Source organism: Pauljensenia sp. UMB9872, from assembly GCF_030212665.1.
In the GTDB taxonomy this organism is placed as follows: domain Bacteria; phylum Actinomycetota; class Actinomycetes; order Actinomycetales; family Actinomycetaceae; genus Pauljensenia; species Pauljensenia turicensis_B.
The window spans coordinates 54,208-75,234 of sequence record NZ_JASOER010000014.1 but is presented as its reverse complement, the minus strand read 5'-3'; the positions used below and the strand labels follow the sequence as shown (position 1 = coordinate 75,234).

Below are 21,027 nucleotides of genomic sequence, written 5' to 3'. Positions count from 1 at the left end.
GGGCAATCCATAGCGAACCACAGGCTACAAGCAGTACCCTAAGAAAACACTCCGAAAAACAGTCCGCAGCCCCTTTTGTCGTTTAACCCCCAAATGTCCTATAACCCCATTTTGGCCATTAACTCCTGAATCGCCTCGTACCCTGGCACGCCCTGAATCTGAGCAGAATCTGGGCAAACAAAAATCCCCGAAGCACGTGCTTCGGGGATTTATTTACTGCTTACTCAGCGAGTCTCGCGGTGCGCAGTGGACTTGCGACAACGCGGACAGTACTTCGCGAGTTCCAGACGATTCGGCGTGTTACGACGGTTCTTCTTGGTGATGTAGTTGCGCTCCTTGCACTCCGAGCAGGCCAGAGTGATCTTGGGGCGAACATCCTGAGACTTGCTTGCCACGGTGTGTCCTCTTTTGCTTCAGTAGTTTGTCGGCGCGCGACCTGATATGCGGTAGCGGGGGCGGGGCTCGAACCCGCGACCTCACGATTATGAGTCGTGCGCTCTGACCAGCTGAGCTACCCCGCCGCAACGGCGCGACCGTCGTCGCTACCTGAGCCCCGAAAGGGAATCGAACCCTTGACCTTCTCCTTACCATGGAGACGCTCTGCCGACTGAGCTATCGGGGCAACGCGAAAGAGCCTATCTCAGTTCCAATTGCTTTAGCAATCTGCCAGTCTGAGAATGACCTCACACGCCGGATCTTGGATACCTCCAAGATGGTGGCGGGGGAGGGATTCGAACCCCCGTAGCTTACGCGGCTGATTTACAGTCAGCTCCCTTTGGCCGCTCGGGTACCCCGCCGTGCACCAAATTTTTCGGTGCCGTGGAAGAATAACAGATAAATTATCCTCAACGCCAATCGACGGACCGCTGGCCGGACTCGCCTGCCCGCGAACCGCGCATTTACAAGGAAGGGAAAGCCCATGGCAGATTCCTCGTTCGATATTGTTTCCAAGTTAGATCGTCAGGAAGTTGATAACGCAGTCAACCAAGCCGCGAAGGAAATTTCGACGCGTTATGACTTCCGTAACGTTGATGCGGCGATCAAGTTGAGCCGTGACGCGATTGAAATGGAAGCGAATTCCGCTGATCGAGTCCTTGCAATCCTTGATGTTGTGCAGACAAAGCTGATTCGTCGTGGCATTTCTTTAAAGAGCCTGGACTACAAGGATCGCGAGCCGAAGCCGTCGGGCAAGATCTACAAGTTGGTCACTCCCCTGCGTGAAGGTATTGCTCAGGACGCTGCGAAGAAGATCGCGAAGCTCATCCGCGATGAGGGTCCGAAGGGTGTGAAAGCTCAGATTCAGGGTGACGAACTTCGCGTTTCTTCGAAGTCTCGTGACGACCTTCAGGCTGTGATTGCACTGCTGAAGGGCCCCGCCGGCGAGAACATTGATGTCGCGTTACAGTTCGTGAACTACCGCTGATTCTTCGATTCACGAGGCCGGGCGGGGTGGAAGCAATCACTTCCACCCCCGCCCGCCTTATTCAGTCCATGTGATGACTTTCACTCAAGCGCGATGCACGTTGGGCGAAAAGACGCGACCTCGTTCCAGCCGTTGCGTAAACAGGAAGAAGGTCAGTAGCCGGCCATTTTTTCGAGGCGCGCGCAACGCTCGTCCATTGACGGGTGCGTTGAGAACAGATTGCGCGCCTTGCCGAAGGGGTTGGCAATCATCATGGCCGCAACGGATTGGTTGGCCGGAGTTTGTTCCATCGGTCGGTGTGCCGTGACCTGCTCCAGCTTGCGCAATGCGGAGGCTAAGGCCAGAGGATCTCCAGTCAGTTTCGATCCGTCCTCGTCCGCGTCGAACTCGCGCGTGCGCGACAGGGAGAACTGAATGAGGGTCGCAACAAACGGCGCCAAAAGGGCGATGAGGATCGAACCGATAACGCCCACTCCCCCGCCTTCGCCATCACGCCTGCCCCCACCACCGAAGAACAGAAGGAATTGCGCGACTGATCCGATCAGACCAGCAATACCCGCCGCAACGGACGAGGTCAGGATGTCGCGGTTGTAGACGTGCATCAGTTCATGCCCCAGGACACCGCGTAGCTCGCGCTCACCCAAAATCTCAAGGATGCCTTCGGTACAACACACAGCTGCATGGTTCGGGTCGCGCCCCGTTGCGAACGCATTCGGAGTCATAGTCGGAGCGATCCAAATGGAAGGCACCGGCTGATGTGCACGCGCAGCCAGCTCTTCAACAATTCGATACAGGTCAGGCCGTTCTTGTCGCGTCACCTGATAAGCGTTCATTGATCGCAGTGCAATTGTTGCCGAGTTCCAGTAGGACACTGCGGTCTGAACCAATCCAATACCCGCAAAGATCCAAATCCAGATTGACCGGCCAGTTGAACCGGCAATCAAACCACCGATCACCAGTAGAAGCGCCCACATGCCTCCCAGCAAGAACGCCGTCTTCAAGCCGTTGTGATACCTACGCTGCGTCATAGAAACAGAATATGAGGACTATCTGGGTAAGTCCTGAAAACAATCGGAACACCATCTGAGACCTGCCTCTTATCAGCAGAGAGCGCCCTACCGGGGATCAGCATTGCCCTTGAAACGAGGGGCGGGCAGTGCTTAGAAAAGCACTGCCCGCCCACACAAGGAAAGCGTTACTTGCTTCGTCCCGGACCGGTGTAGTCATCGAAACGCTCGGGAGCTGAAGGAACACCCATCTCTCCCATCTGACCAATCAGGTCGGTGGGTTTCGAATCGGAACCTCGTGAAATGTCTGTCATCGCGCGACGGGAAACAACCTTCACGCGCTCGCGCACGCCACGACCTTCGGGAAGCTCGCCGTATTCGGAGCCGAGTGCACGCTCGTATTCATCAAGCAGTTCCCAGCCTTCCCAGGTCGTGAATTCGACGCCACGCTCGTTCAGCAGGTTCACCATCGCTTCGTGGCCCACCGCGTTCGAGGACGCGTGCAGACGTCCAGCATTCGCATCCTCCACCAGGTGGGAGATCGTCTGCTGAGCATCAGACTTCGTCGAACCAATCAGACCAACCGGACCACGCTTAATCCAACCGGTGGCGTAAATGCCCGTCAGAGCCTCGTCCTCACCCGCTTCCGGCGTCGGAACAACTCGACCCTCAACGTTCGGGACAACGCCACGAGCAGTATCGAACGGCAGGCCAGGAATCGGCGACGAGTAGTAGCCGACAGCGCGATAAACCGCCTGCACCGGCCACGTCGTAATGACACCCGTGCCACGCACGTTTCCATCGCCAGTCAGCTCCGTACGCTCGGTACGAATCGCCTTCACATGCCCCTGGTCATCGGCAACAATCTCGGCCGGCGATTGGAACAGGTGAATGTGGATGCGACGGCTTGCCGTGTGTTCATCCTCGTCAGCCATCGCGTAGTTCGTCAGAGTCTTGACAACCTGGCGCTGCTGGTTGGATTCGCGCAGAGCCTGTTCACTGCCCTCATCGAAGTCGAAATCTTCTTCAGAAACGATGATGTCAACGTCGGGCACCTTGCCCAGTTCGCGCAGTTCCAACGGGGTGAACTTCACCTGTGCGGGGCCTCGACGACCGAAAACATGAACGTCGGTGACGGGATTGTTCTTCAGCCCCTCTGCGACGTTTTCAGGAACCTCGGTGACCATCATGTCTTCGGCGTGCTTCGCCAGAACGCGCGCAACGTCCAGCGCAACATTGCCAACACCCACGACCGCGATTTCCTTCGCCTCAAGCGGCCAGGTGCGCGGGTAATCCGGGTTGCCGTCGTACCAGGACACGAAATCGGCTGCACCGTAGGACTCCGGCAGATCAACGCCGGGAATATTCAGCGGAGCATCGCGGTCGGCACCCGTCGCGATAATGACCGCATCGTAGTGTTCGCGCAGATCATCGATCGTGACGTCGCGACCGATTTCAACGTTGCCCAGCAGTCGAATGTCACCGCGCTGCAGGATCTTGTACAAGGCAACAATGATCTGCTTAATACGCGGGTGGTCGGGGGCAACACCGTAGCGAACCAGACCGTAGGGAGCGGGCAGACGCTCGAAAAGGTCGATGTTCACGTCCAGCCCAGACTTCGACAAAATATCGGAGGCATAGATACCCGCAGGACCAGCACCAATGACAGCAACGTTGAGCGCAGTCAACCCGTTCTCCCTTCGAAGCCCCACGCGTTTTGATTTACGCAAACAGGACAACTTGAAAATCTATCTGTGTCGATCCTAGTGTCGATCACGCAAATCTTGCCATTTCGTAACCGGCTTCACGCATTTGGTGGACAGTTTCACCGTCTCTGATGCTCCGGTTGGGTTCGCGCACGAGGCCCGAACGAACTCTTGGCAGGGGGCGTGGCCTCGTCCCTCGCTCCCAGCCAATATCTCACCCACCGTCCTTCTGACGTGCGAAACACGCTCGAGTGAAAGAGAAGAGACTCCCTGTAAAGCACTGTGTGCCCCACAGCCAAAACTGCGGAGCACACAGATGAAAACAACTGTCGAAGTCAGACCAAGCGATCCACCATCAAGTGAGCAAACGCGATGAGTGCCTGCTTCGGTTCACCATCGGGCAGAGAGTCGAGCACCTCGATCGCACTATCTGACCACTGACGAGCCAGCGCACGCGTTTCCTCCAAGCAATCATGGACACGAATCTTCGCTACCAAGGCACCGAGAGCTTCATCCGATGACAGATCAGTGTCACGTTCAGCCAGAATCTGCTTCCCCGCTTCATCGATCGTGCCCTCAGCAACACGACGACGCAGGAGCAGAATCGGCAGGGTGTCTACACCCTCACGCAGATCAGTACCCGGTGTCTTACCAGACTGATCGGACGCAAGGTCAAGAACGTCGTCAGCGATCTGGAATGCCACACCAATGCGCTCGCCGAACTCAGAGACGATCGCACCAATGTCATCAGAAGCACCCGACAGACACGCACCAAAGTACGCGGCCGTCGCGACCAGCGAGCCGGTCTTATCCGACAGGACCTTCAAGTAGAAGTCGACGCGGTCATCCTCTTCAGTCGGACCAAAGGTTTCATTCAGCTGACCGATGCAGAGACGTTCGAAGGTCTTCGCATGGTAGCGAACCATCTCGGGACCAAGCGTCGTAATCAGCATCGACGCCCGAGCAAAAAGCACATCACCAGCGAGGATCGCACGATTGTTGCCCCACACGTGCTGAGCCGACGGAACGCCACGTCTGGTCGGCGCTGAGTCCATGACGTCATCATGGTAGAGCGACGCGAGATGCGTCATTTCAACGGCAGTCGCACCGCGAATGACCTCGTCACTGAGCGCACGTTCCGGGTCACCCAGCTGCGCGCACACCAGCGCGAGGAGGGGGCGAAGTCGCTTCCCACCTGCAAGAGCAAGGTGGCTGGTCAGGTCATCAACGAGGTCACGCGACCCCGTCACTGATTCGTACAGGCGACGCTCGACGACCTCAAGCCCCGGAAGAATTCGGGACTCGAGGTCGGGAACATGTAGATCTGGCGTAGAAACGGTCACGGCAAAAGTATGACGATGTTTGACAGAATCGACAAAACGGGACCGGGGAAAACGCCCAACGCAATCGTCGCAAGTGCCAAGCTCAGAACCGCGATGAAGGTCATGCCTTCAGAACGGACAACCACTGAATTCTCAGCCGGCTCGGTGAAGAACATCAGGCGAACCAGACGGAAGTAGTAGAAGGCCGTCACTGCGGAGCACGCCAAAGCAAGCGTCACAAGCCAGCCGAAGCCACCGGCAAAGCCATCGGAGAACACGATGAACTTGCCAACGAAACCAGCCGTCAACGGAATGCCAGCGAACGAGAGCAGGAAGACAAGCATGGATCCCGCCATCAGCGGGTTCTTCTTGCCCAGGCCTGCCCAGCGATCCAGAGCCGTTGCCTCGCCACCGGGTTCACCATCGCTAGTCGCAGAACGAACCAGAGTGATGACACCAAATGCACCAACCGTTGCCAGCCCGTATGCCAGTACGTAGTAGAGGACGTGGCCAGCAGAGCCCTGAGCCAGCGAGAAAACACCGATCAGGATAAAGCCGGCGTGTGCGATCGACGAAAAGGCAAGCATACGCTTCACATCGGTCTGAACGATACCGGTGAAGGTACCAACCAGCATGGTCAGAACGGCAACTGCGATCAGAACCGGAACCAGGTCCCACTGAAGCAGTGCTGCGATCGTCTGGTAGAAGCGCAACATCGCGCCGAAGGCCGCCATCTTCACGGCTGCCGCCATGAAGCCGGTAACCGGGGTCGGAGCACCGGTGTACACGTCGGGCGTCCAGGCATGGAACGGAGCAGCACCCACCTTGAACAGCAAGCCGACCATAATCATGAAGACGCCAACAACTGCCAGCCAGTCAAGACCGTTCGCGGTCGGGACGACTGCTGCGGCATCGGAGATCTTCAGGGAGCCGGTGAAACCGTAGAGGAGCGCTGAACCCATCAGCAGGAAGCCGGATGCGAATGCACCCAGGATGAAGTACTTCATGCCTGCTTCCTGGCTGAGCTGACGGCGACGACGCGCGGTGGCGGCCAGAATGTAGAGCGGAAGCGACATGACTTCAAGAGCCACGAACAACATGATGTAGGAATCAGCTGCCGGGAACAGCATCATGCCACCCAAGCTGAACAGGGTCAGCGGGAACATTTCCGAACGCTGGTAGTTCTGAGTATCGGAACGCTCTTCATCCTGCGAACCGGGGCGATCCGAAGGCTGACCAGCGAAAGCGCCGTCACCAACAACAGTGCGATCGGCCATCACCAGGATCGCGAAGAACGCGACGATAGTCAGGACGAACTGGGAACCGATTGTCAGCGGGTCCTCGATGTACTCACCAATGGAGGTGGGCTTGTCAAGAACCGGGAACCACCGCGTCGCGAGCACCGCGGCTGCGGCCAGAGTCGTCAGCAGAGCGACGGCAATGACCAGCGTGCGACGGGTCTTGCGGGGAGCAAATGCTTCGATGAGCACGCCCAAGACCGCACCGCCGAAGACGACGATGATCGGAATGAGCGTCACCCAAGCGATCTGCGGAGCGCTAAAGTTTGCTGCTTGCAAGAGATTCAATTCGAGCTCCCTTCAAGAACTGCCGTTGCGGCAGTATCGGCAGTGCCAAGAGCAAGATCTTCACCGATCGGGGTCAGTGCACTGACAAGTGGCGCAGACCAAATACCGAGAACAACCATTGCAATGAGCAACGGGGCCATCACTGACTTTTCACGAGTGTTCAAGTCAGGCAGTGCATCCTTGCCGGCGACGGGGCCACCTGTGAAGACACGCTGGTAAGGCATCAAGACGTACACGGCAGCGATAATCACGCCGAGCAGCGCGAAGACCGCCAACACGATACTCACCTGCCACGTACCCATGAGGACGAGGTATTCAGGAACGAAGCCTGACAGACCGGGCAGTGCGATCGATGCAAGACCCGAAACCAGCCAGAGGCCGGCAAGAACCGGGGTCACGCGCTGCATACCCGAGTATGCGTTCATGTCCTGGGTGCCACCGCGACGCGACAGCCAACCGGAGAGGATAAACATCGCTGCAATCGAAACGCCGTGAGCAACCATGTAGAACATAGCGCCAACCATGGCGACCGACGAGCCGATGAAGATACCCAAAACCATGAAGCCGAAGTGCGACACGGACGTGTAGGACACGAGGCGCATGATGTCGTCCTGGCCGTTAGCAGCAAGACCGCCCCAGATGATCGACAGGACTGCCAGTGCGCAGAGGACCCAGCGTGCTTCGAAGGAAGCTTCCGGGAAGAGGCGCAGGCAGAGGGTAATCATGCCGAAGGTGCCGATCTTGTCCAGCACGCCAACGAGCAGAACCGACGTGCCCGGACGGGCAACGGCGGCAGTATCGGGGAGCCAGGTGTGAACCGGAACCATCGGAGCCTTGATTGCGAAGGCAACCATGAAGGACACGAACGCGCCCATCTGGACTGCGCCCGACAGAGTCGGTGCAACCTGGGACAGGGTGTCGAGGCGGAAGAAGGTATCGGAGTGCTCTGGAGCGAATGCCCAAAGAGCGATCAGACCACCGAGCATGACCAGACCGCCGGCGAGCGAGTAGAGCAGGAACTTCATCGCTGCTGCATGACGCTCGGCAACCGGGCCGACACCGTAACGACCGATCATCAGGAACAGCGGGATCAGCATCGCTTCGAAGGCGATGTAGAAGACCACCAGGTCAAACGCTGCGAAGATGACGACCATGAACGCTTCGAGGAAGAGGACGAGGGCCGCGTACGAGCCGGCATCCGCTTCGCTTTCATCTTCGTTCCAACCGGCGATCAAAACGATCGGAACCAGGATGACAGCAAGAAGGATCATAACCAGGGACAAGGCGTTGACGCCGAGGGCCCATGAAACGCCCATCTGGGGAATCCAAGAGACGGATTCGGTGAGCTGATACGTAGAAGCCGAACCCCAGTCGAAGCTCATGGCAGCGCCGATAGCAGCACCGAGTTCGAGGAGGGAGACGACCAGAGCAAAGCCCTTGCCTGCACCCTTACGCAACGCGGGGGTTACTCCAAGCAGGAGCGCACCCAGCGCGGGAAGAGCGACCAGGAGGGTAAGCCATGGGAACGAGGATTCAACCATTGTGTTTTCCATTGTCTAACTCCCTCACAGCCTGAAGCCGAGGACGATCGCGAGGGCAACGACAACGCCCCCAAGGATGTATGACGCGTAGGCACGGACGAAGCCGTTCTGCGTGATCGCGATCAGGCGACCGACACCAGCCGAGCCTTTGGTAACCAGACCAACCGCGCCGTCGATTGCCTTGCGGTCACCACCGGTTGCAAGCTTTGCAAGACCCGCAGCGGGAGCGACGAACAGAGTGGCATTCACGTCATCCTGGTAGAGGTCACGACGTGCAGCCTCGGTCAGAGCATTACCGGCAGGAACGCCAGTCGGAACCTCGCCGGCACCGTACATGCGCCATGCCAGGAAGGCACCGGCAATCACGAGGACGAGGGTCAGGATCTGAATGGCCATCACCGGCATGACCGGTTCGCCATGGTGAACGCCTCCGATTGCGGGAGACAACCAGTTGGTGAAGAAGTCACCAATCGACATGAGGCCACCAATGAAGATCGCGCCAATGGCAAGGATGATCATCGGGACGGTCATGAGAGCGTTGGACTCGTGCGGGTGAACCGGCGAACCTTCCGCTTCAGTCGTCCAACGTGCCTTGCCGTGGAAGGTCATGAAGAACAGACGCGACATGTAGAACGCGGTGATACCGGCACCGATCAGGGCAACCAGGCCGTAGACCCAGCCGATCCACGGTGCTTCGATCGAACCGAAGGTGTGCGCCCCGAAGGCTGCTTCAATGATCTTGTCCTTCGACCAGAAGCCGGAGAACGGCGGAACACCGAGGATTGCCAGCCAACCCATCATGAACGTGACCCACGTAATCTTCATGACGGTACGCAGGGCACCGAAGCGACGCATATTCACTTGGTCAGCCATGCCATGCATGACTGAGCCGGCTCCGAGGAACATCAGTGCCTTGAAGAAGCCGTGGGTGAACAGGTGGAAGATTGCGAATGCCCAGCCGATCGGACCGAGGCCCGCACCCAGCATCATGTAGCCGATCTGCGACATGGTCGAGGCCGCGAGGACTTTCTTCATGTCATCCTTTGCGGAACCGACGATCGCGCCGAAGAGCAGCGTGATTGCACCGATAATGGCGACTGCAGTTGCTGCCGCGGGAGCTGCAACGTAGACGGCACCGGAACGAACGACCAAGTAGACGCCAGCGGTGACCATGGTTGCCGCGTGAATAAGAGCGGAAACCGGGGTCGGGCCTGCCATTGCGTCACCAAGCCATGCCTGCAACGGGAACTGCGCGGACTTACCACAGGCAGCAACCAGTAGGAAGATGCCGATGGCGGTTGCTTGAGCAACTGGGATCGAAGCGACACCCTCGGTCACATCCTCGAAGCGGACGGACGAGAAGTTTGCGACCATGACCATCATTGCGGCGAGCATACCCATGTCACCGACACGGTTCATGACGAATGCCTTCTTTGCAGCGCGAGCATTCGCCGGAACGTGGTTCCAGAAACCGATCAGCAGGTACGAGGCCAAGCCCACGCCTTCCCAGCCGACGAAGAGGACGGCGTAGGAGTCAGCCAGAACCAGGGTCAGCATTGCTGCGATGAACAGGTTCAGGTAAGCGAAGAAACGGCGACGATCCTTGTCATGTTCCATGTAGGCGATTGCGTACACGTGAATGAGGGAACCAACGAAGGTCACCAGCATCACGAAGGTCAGCGACAGCGGATCAACCAGCAGGCCGAAGTCCACGCTGAAATCCCCCGCGGGGATCCAGGTGAACAGTGTGTGTGCCATGCGGTGTGCTCCCTCATCAGCGCCCAGGACCTGGGCGACGATGACGGCACCGACGATAAAGGATACCCACGAGGCGCAGGTGGCCAGCAGATGACCCCAGCGGTCAGAAGAACGACCCAGCAACAGCAAGATCGCTGCGCTTGCCAGCGGAATTGCAATCATCAGCCATGCCAGTGATGCTGCGCCGGTGGCAGGAACGATTACCTCAGCAAGGCCGTCGTTCATCGCGTGAAGAGCGAAGGATGTTGTCATTTAGTTTTCCTCCCTCAGTTCTTCAGCAGGTTGATATCGTCAACGCTCGTTGTCGACCGTGACTTGAAGATGGACACGATGATCGCCAGACCGACCACGACTTCGGCAGCTGCGACGATCATGACGAAGAACGCCATAATTTCACCGTTCACATCGCCGAAGATTCGCGCGAAGGTGACGAACACCAGGTTCGCGGAGTTCAGCATGAGCTCAACGCCCATCAGGGAAATGATGGCGGAGCGACGAACCAGAACGGTAACAGCGCCGATTGAGAAGAGCACTCCCGCAAGCAGGAGGTACCAAGCCAGACTCACTTCTCCTCCTCTTCCTTGTTTTGTGCGGGTGCTTCAGCATCAGCCGCGTCAGCGGGACCGACTGGCTGATCAAGGCCGGTGGGCGCTGCCGGGCCAGGCATACCCCACGAGCCCGAACGCTCGACGGTCTGCGATGCAAACTGTGCGAACGGCGAGTCGATGGTATCGCCGGTACGGGCGAGCATGAGCGACTGCGCGACGTCGTGGTCGACCTGATCGATGGAACGCTCCAAGCCACGAACACGAATCACGCGCGGGACGGATTCTTCGATCGGGCCGAGGGTTTCACCGGAGATGGCCGGGACGTCAGCAGCGTTGGTGTGTGCGTAGACGCCAGGTGCTGGAAGCTGACCGATGCGTCGGCCAGATTCGGCGAATGCGCGCATCTTGGCCTTTGCGGTTTCTTCCTGCGAGATCTTCGGACCGAGATTGTCAGAATGCGTGAGTAGCATTGCGCCGATTGCGGCGGTGATGAGCAGTGCACCCGCGACCTCCATCGTCAGCCAGTGCTGCGAGAAGAGCGTTGTTGCGAGGGATTCGATCGGTTCATTCGAGTACGGGTCAGCGGGGACGAGGCCCTTTGCGTCAGCCGTGAACTTCGTGTGGCCGAGGGTGGCAGCGATGATCACTGCAAGGCCAAGACCCGCGATGACTGCTGCGATAATCGAACCGCGTGACTGCGTTGCGTAGTCATCGGTGGCACCGAGACCGATCATCATGATGACGAACAGGAAGAGCATCATGATTGCGCCGGTATAGACGACGATCTGAACAACACCGAGGAACGGCACCTGTTGGGTCAAGTAGAGAACTGCAAGACCCAGCATGACGCCGACCATCGAGATAGCGGCGTATGCGGCCTTCTTAAAGAACAGGACACCCAGTGCGCACACCACCATGACGATTGCGGTGCATGCGAACAGCACGGCTTCGCCAGTGGATGCCATCTCGGGCCATGTAGCCAGTAGATTCATCGGATTTCCTCCTTTGCCACCACGCGTGCGTTGGCAAGGCTCGGATCCTCAGGACGGTGTTCCTTCACCCAATCAATCTGGGACTGGGTGGCACCACTGACCGCACCGCGGTAGTAATCGCCATCGTTCAGACCCTCGACCATCGGGTGAGGCGGAGCGAGCATTCCATCGGAAAGAGGAACAAGCAGATCCTGCTTTTCGTAAATATCGTCTGCGCGAGTGTAGGTGGCGAGTTCGAAGTCGTTGCTCATCGTCAGAGCACGAGTCGGGCAAGCTTCGATGCACATACCGCAGAAGATGCAACGCAAGTAGTTGATCTGGTAGACGTTGCCGAAACGCTCGCCGGGGCTGTACTGCGCCTCGGGAGTGTTCGAGGCTGCTTCAACGAGGATGGCGTCAGCGGGGCATGCCCACGCGCAAAGTTCGCAGCCAATGCACTTTTCCAAACCGTCTGCGTAACGGTTCAGCTGGTGACGACCGTGGAAACGAGGCATGACGCGCGCAGGTTCGCGCGGGTACTGCTCGGTGACGGTCGGACGGAAGAAAGACGAGATGGTAACGCCGTAGCCGGCGATCGGAGCAAAGAATTCGCCGATCGGCCCCTTCGGGTCATGCTCGAAGCGCATTTCCTCGTTCTTCGAATCGTTCTTCTTACTCATCGGTGTCCTCCTTCGAGGCAGTCGTCACGACCGGTGCACGGCCGGCGCGCGGGGACTCAACCGGACTCTGACCGGGAAGTGGCGGGACCGGGAAACCATCAGCGAAGCCGGTGTATTCCATATCGGCAGGCTTGGGGGCCGGTTCAGGCTCGCCCTTATCCGTGATCCACATAATCAGCATGATGATTGCGAAGAGGATGACTATCGATACGCCAAGGACTGGCAGGGAAACCTCAACCCATTCGGTAATGCCACGAACGACGGCGACGGCAACCAGCCAGACCAGAGCGATCGGCATCAGCCACTTCCAGCCGAAGCTCATGAACTGGTCGTAACGGAAGCGGAGCAGGGTTGCACGGGTCCAGATGAGGAGGAACATGAAGAACCACATCTTGAGGAAGAACCAGAGCATACCGAACCAGCCATCGTTGATGACCGGTACGTGCGACAGTGGCCACGGCGCATGCCAACCTCCGAAGAACATCGTGGTGGCAACCGCGGAAACATTGAGCATGTTCACGTATTCGGACAGGTAGTACCAGCCGAACTTCATGGACGAGTATTCGGTCATGTGACCGGCGACGAGTTCGCCTTCGGCTTCGGGGAGGTCGAAGGGCAGACGGTTGACTTCACCGGTAGCCGAGATGCAGTAGACAACGAACGCTGGGATCAGCGCGAATGCCCACCAGACCTGGCCTTGGGAAGCAACGATCTGCGAGGTCGACATCGTGCCCGACATGAGGAACACGGAAACAAGCGCCATACCCATTGCGAGTTCGTATGAAATCACCTGGGCGGACGAACGAACCGCACCGTAGAGCGGAAGCGTCGAACGGGTTGACCAACCACCGAGGACAACGCCGTACAGGCCAAGCGAGGTGATTGCTAGGATGTAGAGCGTTGCGACCGGCATATCGGCCAGCTGAAGCGGGCTGGAGTGACCGAACAGGTTGACGTTCGGCCCCATCGGAATCACAGCAAAGACGCTAAACGCACTGAATGCTGCGATGGCCGGAGCGATGAAGTACAAGAACTTATCGGCTCCGCGGGTCCACATGTCTTCCTTGAACAGAAGCTTGCCTGCATCGGCGATTGCCTGGAGCAAACCGAGCGGGCCGGCCACGTTCGGGCCCGGACGGGTCTGCATGCGACCGAGGCCACGACGCTCAACCCAGAGGGCAAGAAGAACGTTCAGGATCAGGTAAACGATGATGAAGACGGCCTTGATGAGCGTCAGCCACCATGTTTCCTGCGAGAAATCTGCTGCGGTGTAATTAGGCACCGCACTGAGCAAGGGATTCATCGAGCCACCTCCTCAGTGGCGCTGAGAGCCACGAGGCAACCGGCGTCACCCAGCGACTGATGGACTGAAGAACCCTGCGAGCATTCGGGAACCCACACGACGTTGTCGGGAAGGTCCGCGATCTGCGCGGGCAGTGTGATGGAACCACGTTCGGTGGAAAGCGTCAAGGCTTCACCGGCATTCACGCCGGCACCTGTCAGCGTTGCCTGCGAAGCGAATGCGATCACGCGACGAGCAGAACCCGCGAGCCATGGCGCACCATCCTGCAGACGGCCAGCATCAAGCATCGGCTTGTGCGTTGCGAGAACTGCCTGACCAGCACCGACTGCCTGAGGAGCCTGCGGAGCAACCGGCATGAACTCCGCGCGAGCGCCGTCCCAGGTACTGATGGCGTTGACCTCGTCGTAGAGGTCGGTCAGCGTCAGAATGCCAAGATCCTCGCCAAATTCCTCGGCCAGTTTGACCAGAACATCGCGGTCGGTCAGCGAACGAGCGGAAACAGCCTGACCGTAGGGACGCAGGCGACCTTCCCAGTTGATCGACGTGCCATTCTTTTCCAACTGTGGAGCAACCGGAAGAACAACGTCGGCCAACTCGGTGATCTTAGAGGAACGAACCTCGAGGCTCACGAGGAACGGAACTGTTTCAAAAGCGCGAAGTGCAAGAGCCGGATCAGCGAAGTCACGGTAGTCAACGCCACCGACGACCAGTGCCTGAACCGAACCGTCGAGGGCACCTGCAAGTTGAGCGTCAGCATCCAAGCCCGCGGCCTTCGGATAGGACTTCCAGCCAAGTGAAGCCTGCGCGGCCTCGTCGCCCAGCTGACGACCGAAGGGCAACACGCCCGGTAGCAGGCCGGCTTCGACTGCGGCGCGATCACCGTTACGGCGAGGCACCCACTGCAGACGAGCGCCCGCACGCTCAGCCAATTCGACAACCGCGGAGAGCAGGCCCGGGGTGCGAGCTGCGCGCTCACCCACCAAGATGATGCCACCGTTCAGTGCGACTGCGAGCTCTGCGTTCTGTTCGCCCTCAGCAATCGAAGCAACAACCTCAGGCTCGGTGCCAGGAGCGGCACGCAACAGAGTCGCGTTCATCTTCGCACTGCCGTTCGTGGTGAACGGAGCAACCGTCGCAACCTTCACGCCACCCTTACGAACACCCTTGCGCAGGCGCAGGAAGATCGCGCCCGCTTCATCTTCAGGTTCGAGGCCGACCAGCAGGACTTGCCCCGCATTTTCAAGGTCGGTGTAGGTGACGCCAAGACCCGTGCCAGCAACCTTCGAAGCCAAGAACGAGGTCTCTTCAGCGGAAATCGTGCGAACGCGAGCGTCGATCGAATCGGAGCCGATGACGGTGCGAGCGAACTTGCTCCATGCCCAGGCATCTTCGAAACTCAGGCGACCGCCGGGCAAGAAGCCCGTCTGATCCGCAGCTTCGAGACCCTTACGGACACGGTCAAGAGCATCCGACCACGAGGTCGGAACCAGTGTGCCGTCTTCGCGAACCAGCGGGGTGGTCAGGCGATCCTGCTTGTCCCACTCGAAAGCGAAGCGATCCTTGTCGGTGATCCACTCTTCGTTGACCTCCGGATCGTTGCCGGCCATACGACGGACAACCTCACCGCGACGGATATCGACGCGGAGCGCAGAACCGGAAGCATCATGCTCGGCAACCGACGCGGTCGACACGAGGTCGAACGGGCGGGCGCGGAAGCGGTACGAGGAAGCGGTCAGTGCACCAACCGGGCAAATCTGAATGATGTTGCCCGAGAAGTAGGACGCGAACTGGCGACCGGTCTGATCACAATCAGCTTCGGTCAGGTCACCGGAGTTTGCCGAACCAATGATGCCTGCATCACCGTAGGGACCGGAGATTCCGGCGTTACCCAGGTCCTTCGGCTTCGGGTTGTGGAAGTCCAGAGCAGTCGTGTCGAACGCGCCGATCTGTTCTGCCATGAAGTAGTGGTCGTCGGTCGGAGCCGTACCACCACCGCGGCCCTGCAAGTCGATGAACACGTCGCCGGAGATTTCCTTACCGAAGCGCACGCAACGCTGGCAGAGAATGCAACGATCGCGGTCGAGCAGGATCTGGCTGGTCAGACGCAACGGCTTGCGGTAGGTGCGTTTCGCATCGGCGAAACGGGACTTTCCACGGCCGTCGGTCATTGCCTGGTTCTGCAGGGGACATTCGCCGCCCTTATCGCAGATCGGGCAGTCCAGCGGGTGGTTGATCAGCAGGAACTCCATCACACCATGCTGTGCCTTCTTGGCAACCTCGGATGTGAACTGAGTCTTGACGACCATTCCGGGAGTGACGGTCTGTGCACATGACGGCTGAGGCTTCGGCATGAAACGAAGTTCGCCGGTGTTGCGATCGGGCATACCGACCTCGACCAAACACTGACGGCACGCAGCAACCGGTGCCAGAAGCGGATGGTCGCAGAAGCGCGGAATACGAATTCCAGCCTGCTCTGCTGCACGAATAACAAGCGTGCCCTGCGGGACGGCGACAGGGACATCATCAATGACGACATCAACCATGTTGGGAGCGTCGCTCATCGGACACCTCCTCTGGCGTAGATGGCGGATGCCTCGTAGGGGAAGAGCTCATTGGCCGGAGTAGTCAGACCGGCTTCGAACTCTTCGCGGAATCGCTGAATACCCGACGTGACCGGTGTTGCAGCGGCATCGCCGAGGGCGCAGAAGCTACGGCCGGCGATGTTGTGCGCGATCTCGTCGAGCAGGTCAACATCTCCGGGAAGACCCTGACCCTTTTCAAGGCGGTACATGATCTGCTTGAGCCAGTACGTACCTTCACGGCAGGGCGTGCACTTACCGCAGGATTCGTGCTGGTAGAACTCGATCCAGCGAGTGACCACGCGAACCACCGACACGGTCTCGTCAAAGACCTGCAGGGCGCGGGTACCGAGCATCGAACCCGCAGCGCCGACCGACTCGTAGTCGAGCGGGGTGTCAAGTTCAGCTTCGGTGAAGATCGGGGTGGAGGAGCCACCGGGAGTCCAGAACTTCAGCTGGTGACCCTCACGGATACCGCCGGCCATCTCGATCAGTTCACGCATCGTGATACCGAACGGAGCCTCGAACTGACCCGGATTGTTCACGTGGCCGGAAACGGAGAAGATGCCGTGACCTTTCGACTTTTCCGTGCCCATTGATGCGTACCATTCCGGCGAATTGCGGAAGACACCAACGACCTGGGAGATCGACTCAACGTTGTTCACAACGGTCGGGCGGGCGTACAGACCTGCGACTGCCGGGAACGGTGGCTTCAAACGCGGGTGGCCACGACGACCCTCGAGCGAATCGAGGAGCGCTGTTTCCTCACCACAGATGTAGGCGCCAGCACCAGCGTGAGCGGTGATCTTCAGATCGCCGAGCAGACCGGCATCGGTTGCCTCTTTAATTGCGTTCAGCAGACGACGGTATACGTGGACGACCTCGCCACGCAGGTAAACGAACGCGTGCTTGCAGTTGATGGCGCGACTGGTAATCGCGATGCCTTCAACCAGAACATGCGGGTTCGCCATGATGGTCGGGATGTCCTTACACGTACCCGGCTCGGACTCGTCAGCGTTGACAACGAGGTAGCGAGGCTTGCCGTCATCTGGTGGAAGGAAAGACCACTTGAGGCCCGTCGGGAAGCCTGCGCCACCACGACCGCGAAGACCGGAGTCCTTCACGATCTGGACGATGTCGCCCGCTTCAAGAGTGTTGGCCTTCTTCAGACCCTCGTAGCCACCGCGCTTCAGGTACGAAGCGAGAGTCCACGACTGGTCTTCACCCCAACCGTTCGTCACGATCGGTGTGAGGGGCCCAGGAGCTGCAAATGCTGTCATGCCTGTTCGCCTCCCTGCTCACCTTCGGTGCCAGCAACAGCAACCGGCTCGGTCCAGCCATTTTCCGCGGCGAGCTTGCGCCCCAGCAGGGATGGCTCACCGGCGGACGGGCCTTCGTTTTCATGGCCATCAAGGAAGCCTGCGAGTGTGTGCTCAACTTCCTTGAACGTCGGGACAACCGCAGCGCCACGCGTCGGGTGGACGGGACGACCGGCTTCGAGGTCATCGACCAGAGCAAGCGCCGATTCGGGCGTCTGATTGTCGAAGAACTCCCAGTTGACCATGACGACTGGCGCATAATCGCAGGCCGCGTTGCATTCGATGCGCTCAAGGGTGATGCGACCAGATTCGTTGGTTTCGTCGCTTCCCACACCAACGTGCTCGGAAACGGCATCCCAAATCGCGTCGCCACCCATAACTGCGCAGAGCGCGTTCGTGCACACACCAACCAAGTAGTCACCGTTAGGGTGACGCTTGTACTGCGTGTAGAACGTTGCAACGGCGCTGACCTCTGGACGCGACAAGCCCAGAATGTCGGCGATCAGGGCGATACCGTCGGGGCTGACGTAGCCGTCTTCGGACTGCACCAGGTGCAGCATCGGAAGAAGAGCCGAACGTGCGTGCCCAGTCGGGTAACGGCCAATAATTTCTGCGGATTCAGCCCTCAGGCGGGCTTCAACTTCCTGCGTGTAGCTCATCGGTCAACGCCTCCCAGCACCGGGTCGATGGCAGCAAGTGCAACGACGACGTCGGCCAGCTGGCCGCCTTCGGTCATCATTGCCATGGCTTGAAGGTTTGCGAACGAGGGGTCACGGAAGTGGGCGCGGAACGGGCGGGTGCCACCGTCAGAAACGAGGTGAACACCGATGATGCCCTTTGCGTGCTCGACCTGCTGGTACACCTGACCAGCGGGAACCGTGAAGCCTTCGGTCACAAGCTTGAAGTGGTGGATCAAGGATTCCATCGAGGAGCCCATAATCTCGGAGATGTGCTGCAACGAGTTGCCTTGTCCGTCGGTTGCCACCGACAGCTGTGCGGGCCATGCAATTGCCGGATCCGCGACCATCACGGGAGCACCTTCGCACTTCTCAAGACGATCGAGGACCTGGTAGATGATGCGCAGCGACTCGTAGCACTCGTCGAAACGAACCATGACACGGTTGTAGACGTCGGACTTGTCTCGGGTCGGAATGTCGAACTCGAACTGTTCGTAACCGCAGTAGGGCTGCGACTTACGAAGGTCGAGCGGCAAGCCCGCAGCGCGGACACCCGGGCCGGTCGTGCCAAGCGCCATCAGAGCGGACAGCGGCATGACAGCCACGTCGCACAGGCGCTTCTTGAAGATCGGGTTCTGCTTCGTCAGATCCTCGAGCTCGCCAATATCGCGACGAGCCTTCGGAAGAAGCTCACGGATGTAATCAACGGTGCCTTCGCCGATGTCCTGTGCGACACCACCGGGGCGGATGTACGCATTGTTCATACGCAGGCCGGTGATGCGTTCGAAGATGCGGAGGATCTCTTCACGACCGCGGAATGCGATCGTCATGATCGTCGTTGCACCCATTTCGTTACCGGTCGAACCGATAGCGACGAGGTGCGAGGCGATGCGGCAGAGCTCCATCATCAAGACGCGAATCAGGTTCGCGCGCTCCGGAATGTCATCCGTGATGCCCAGGAGCTTTTCAACGCCGAGGCAGTAGACGGCTTCCTGGAAGATTGGGGCAACGTAGTCCATACGGGTACAGAGCGTCACGCCCTGCGTCCACGTACGGTATTCCATCGTCTTCTCAATGCCGGTATGAAGGTAGCCGGTGTCAACGCGGGTTTCGCGAACGGTTTCGCCGTCGAGTTCGAGAATCAGACGCAGAACGCCATGGGTTGCCGGATGAACCGGGCCAAGGTTAACGACGATGCGCTCGGAGGAAATCTTTTCGATTTCGTTCAGAACGTCCTTCCAGTCACCACCCTGGGTCATGACCTCGGGAACTTCATCCATATTCAGCGGAGCTGAAGAAGCCGCCGCGTGGAAGTTTGGTGTGCTCATCAGTTGTATGACCTCCGCGTGTCTGCAGGCGGAACTGTTGCGCCCTTGTATTCAACGGGGACGCCACCAAGCGGGTAATCCTTGCGCTGGGGGTGTCCTACCCAGTCGTCAGGCAGTGCGGTACGAGTCAGCGACGGGTGACCGTCGAAGATGATGCCGATGAGGTCCCACGTTTCACGTTCTTGCCAGTCGTTTGCCGGGTAGACGGAAACGATGGAGGGAATGTGCGGGTCACCATCGGGGCACGTGACCTCAAGACGAATGTTGCGGTTGTAGGTGATCGACATCAGTGGGTAGATCGCGTGGAGTTCGCGACCTTCGTCTGACGGGTAGTGAACACCGTTCGTACCAAGGCAGAGCTCGAAACGAAGATCTGCATCATCACGCAGGTACTTTGCAACACGAGCAATATGATCGCGGACAATGAAGATCGTCAGTTCACCGCGGTCGACAACAACCTTTTCGATGACCTCTTCAACCTTCAGACCGTCGGCTTCGATCAGTTCTTCAAGAATGTCGACTGCGTTGTCGAACCAGCCACCGTAGGGGCGCGGCGTTTCGCCGGGAAGGAAAGATTCCTTCACCAGGCCGGAAAAGCCGGTCGTATCGGGGAACATGCCTTCGCGACGCGTCATCAGTTCGGGTGCACCGAACGCACGCTGCGGGGCTTTGGCTACGACTTGGGAGTCGTCCGGGGTGACGATTTCGTCACTCATGCGAGGAGTCCCTTCATCTGGTGGGTGGGCGTTGCAGCGAGAGCTGCCTGTTCAGCCTTGCGGGCAATTTCCTGACGGTGAACGCCGAGTGGTTCCTTACCAATCTGCTCACGCAGGGTCAGAACCGCGTGAATCAGGGCCTCGGGACGGGGCGGGCAACCAGGCAGGTAGACGTCGACGGGAACGATGTGATCGCATCCCTGAACGACGGCGTAGTTGTTGAACATGCCGCCCGATGATGCGCATGCACCCATCGAAATAACCCATTTAGGTTCCGGCATAGAGTCGTAAACACGACGAATAACGGGAGCCATCTTGTGGCTGACACGACCTGAAACGATCATCATGTCCGAGTGACGCGGCGACGCACGGAAAACTTCCAGACCGAAGCGGGACATATCGAATCGAGGTGTGCCGGCTGCCATCATTTCAATAGCGCAACATGCCAGACCCATGGTGACTGGCCACTGGCTGTACTTGCGTGCAAGGCCGAGAACCTTCTCGATGCTTGTCAGCGCAACGCCAGCGGGCAGGCTTTCTTCAAGACCCATTTATCTGCTCCT

The 21,027-nt window shown here is 58.8% G+C and carries 18 protein-coding genes and 3 tRNA genes; 1 reads left to right on the top strand and 20 read right to left on the bottom strand.

Annotated elements, in window-relative coordinates; genetic code table 11:
• Positions 1-224 precede the first annotated feature (224 nt).
• From rpmG to QP109_RS06875, 4 genes are all read right to left on the bottom strand, one after another.
• Positions 225-395 (bottom strand): 50S ribosomal protein L33, encoded by a 171-nt coding sequence (gene rpmG, locus QP109_RS06890; RefSeq protein ID WP_285024090.1) that lies wholly within the window; start codon positions 393-395, stop codon positions 225-227.
• A 52-nt stretch (positions 396-447) separates the two neighbouring features.
• Positions 448-521 (bottom strand) — tRNA-Met (locus tag QP109_RS06885).
• Between the two features lie 28 nt (positions 522-549).
• Positions 550-622: transfer RNA gene (locus QP109_RS06880), tRNA-Thr, on the bottom strand.
• Positions 623-713: 91 nt separating this feature from the next.
• A tRNA-Tyr gene (locus tag QP109_RS06875) sits at positions 714-797 on the bottom strand.
• A 122-nt stretch (positions 798-919) separates the two neighbouring features.
• On the opposite strand from QP109_RS06875, the gene QP109_RS06870 reads away from it, so the two are divergent.
• Positions 920-1,423, top strand: a complete 504-nt coding sequence (locus QP109_RS06870; protein ID WP_285024089.1) for a YajQ family cyclic di-GMP-binding protein — start codon at positions 920-922, stop codon at positions 1,421-1,423.
• A gap of 152 nt (positions 1,424-1,575) precedes the next feature.
• Here QP109_RS06870 and QP109_RS06865 read toward each other — a convergent pair whose 3' ends face one another.
• The 16 genes from QP109_RS06865 to QP109_RS06790 all read right to left on the bottom strand — a co-directional run bounded on the left by QP109_RS06865 (position 1,576) and on the right by QP109_RS06790 (position 21,015).
• Positions 1,576-2,451 carry a M48 family metalloprotease gene (locus QP109_RS06865; RefSeq protein WP_285024087.1) on the bottom strand — a complete coding sequence of 292 codons (876 nt, stop codon included), beginning with the start codon at positions 2,449-2,451 and terminating at the stop codon, positions 1,576-1,578.
• Between the two features lie 167 nt (positions 2,452-2,618).
• Positions 2,619-4,118 carry an FAD-dependent oxidoreductase gene (locus tag QP109_RS06860; RefSeq protein WP_285024086.1) on the bottom strand — a complete coding sequence of 500 codons (1,500 nt, stop codon included), beginning with the start codon at positions 4,116-4,118 and terminating at the stop codon, positions 2,619-2,621.
• Between the two features lie 353 nt (positions 4,119-4,471).
• The gene (locus QP109_RS06855; RefSeq protein ID WP_285024085.1) at positions 4,472-5,479 is read right to left on the bottom strand and encodes a polyprenyl synthetase family protein; all 1,008 of its coding nucleotides are present in this window, start codon (positions 5,477-5,479) and stop codon (positions 4,472-4,474) included.
• Entirely contained in the window at positions 5,476-7,044 is a 1,569-nt protein-coding gene (nuoN, locus tag QP109_RS06850; RefSeq protein WP_285024084.1) for an NADH-quinone oxidoreductase subunit NuoN, read from the bottom strand. Before nuoN ends, QP109_RS06855 begins: the two co-directional genes overlap by 4 nt.
• The gene (locus QP109_RS06845) at positions 7,041-8,585 is read right to left on the bottom strand and encodes a complex I subunit 4 family protein (protein ID WP_285024094.1); all 1,545 of its coding nucleotides are present in this window, start codon (positions 8,583-8,585) and stop codon (positions 7,041-7,043) included. Before QP109_RS06845 ends, nuoN begins: the two co-directional genes overlap by 4 nt.
• A gap of 24 nt (positions 8,586-8,609) precedes the next feature.
• On the bottom strand, positions 8,610-10,595 hold the full coding sequence (gene nuoL, locus QP109_RS06840) for an NADH-quinone oxidoreductase subunit L (protein ID WP_270772587.1): 1,986 nt from the start codon (positions 10,593-10,595) through the stop codon (positions 8,610-8,612).
• 14 nt (positions 10,596-10,609) lie between these two features.
• On the bottom strand, positions 10,610-10,909 hold the full coding sequence (nuoK, locus tag QP109_RS06835) for an NADH-quinone oxidoreductase subunit NuoK (protein ID WP_006680808.1): 300 nt from the start codon (positions 10,907-10,909) through the stop codon (positions 10,610-10,612).
• The gene (locus QP109_RS06830; RefSeq protein WP_101628248.1) at positions 10,906-11,883 is read right to left on the bottom strand and encodes an NADH-quinone oxidoreductase subunit J; all 978 of its coding nucleotides are present in this window, start codon (positions 11,881-11,883) and stop codon (positions 10,906-10,908) included. Before QP109_RS06830 ends, nuoK begins: the two co-directional genes overlap by 4 nt.
• Entirely contained in the window at positions 11,880-12,542 is a 663-nt protein-coding gene (gene nuoI / locus QP109_RS06825; RefSeq protein ID WP_101628249.1) for an NADH-quinone oxidoreductase subunit NuoI, read from the bottom strand. Before nuoI ends, QP109_RS06830 begins: the two co-directional genes overlap by 4 nt.
• A complete protein-coding gene (gene nuoH / locus QP109_RS06820) occupies positions 12,535-13,845 on the bottom strand; it encodes an NADH-quinone oxidoreductase subunit NuoH (RefSeq protein ID WP_285024083.1) in 1,311 nt (436 codons plus the stop codon). Before nuoH ends, nuoI begins: the two co-directional genes overlap by 8 nt.
• Complete coding sequence (locus tag QP109_RS06815; protein ID WP_285024082.1) at positions 13,842-16,406, bottom strand: NADH-quinone oxidoreductase subunit G; 2,565 nt, start codon at positions 16,404-16,406, stop codon at positions 13,842-13,844. Before QP109_RS06815 ends, nuoH begins: the two co-directional genes overlap by 4 nt.
• A complete protein-coding gene (gene nuoF, locus QP109_RS06810; RefSeq protein WP_285024081.1) occupies positions 16,403-17,704 on the bottom strand; it encodes an NADH-quinone oxidoreductase subunit NuoF in 1,302 nt (433 codons plus the stop codon). Before nuoF ends, QP109_RS06815 begins: the two co-directional genes overlap by 4 nt.
• Positions 17,701-18,402, bottom strand: coding sequence for an NADH-quinone oxidoreductase subunit NuoE (gene nuoE, locus QP109_RS06805; RefSeq protein WP_101628253.1), 702 nt, complete (start codon positions 18,400-18,402; stop codon positions 17,701-17,703). The genes nuoF and nuoE overlap by 4 nt, the downstream gene beginning before the upstream one ends.
• Complete coding sequence (locus QP109_RS06800) at positions 18,399-19,748, bottom strand: NADH-quinone oxidoreductase subunit D (RefSeq protein ID WP_285024080.1); 1,350 nt, start codon at positions 19,746-19,748, stop codon at positions 18,399-18,401. The genes nuoE and QP109_RS06800 overlap by 4 nt, the downstream gene beginning before the upstream one ends.
• Positions 19,748-20,464, bottom strand: a complete 717-nt coding sequence (locus QP109_RS06795) for an NADH-quinone oxidoreductase subunit C (protein ID WP_101628255.1) — start codon at positions 20,462-20,464, stop codon at positions 19,748-19,750. Before QP109_RS06795 ends, QP109_RS06800 begins: the two co-directional genes overlap by 1 nt.
• Positions 20,461-21,015 (bottom strand): NADH-quinone oxidoreductase subunit B, encoded by a 555-nt coding sequence (locus tag QP109_RS06790; protein ID WP_006680799.1) that lies wholly within the window; start codon positions 21,013-21,015, stop codon positions 20,461-20,463. The genes QP109_RS06795 and QP109_RS06790 overlap by 4 nt, the downstream gene beginning before the upstream one ends.
• Between the last annotated feature and the right edge of the window lie 12 nt (positions 21,016-21,027).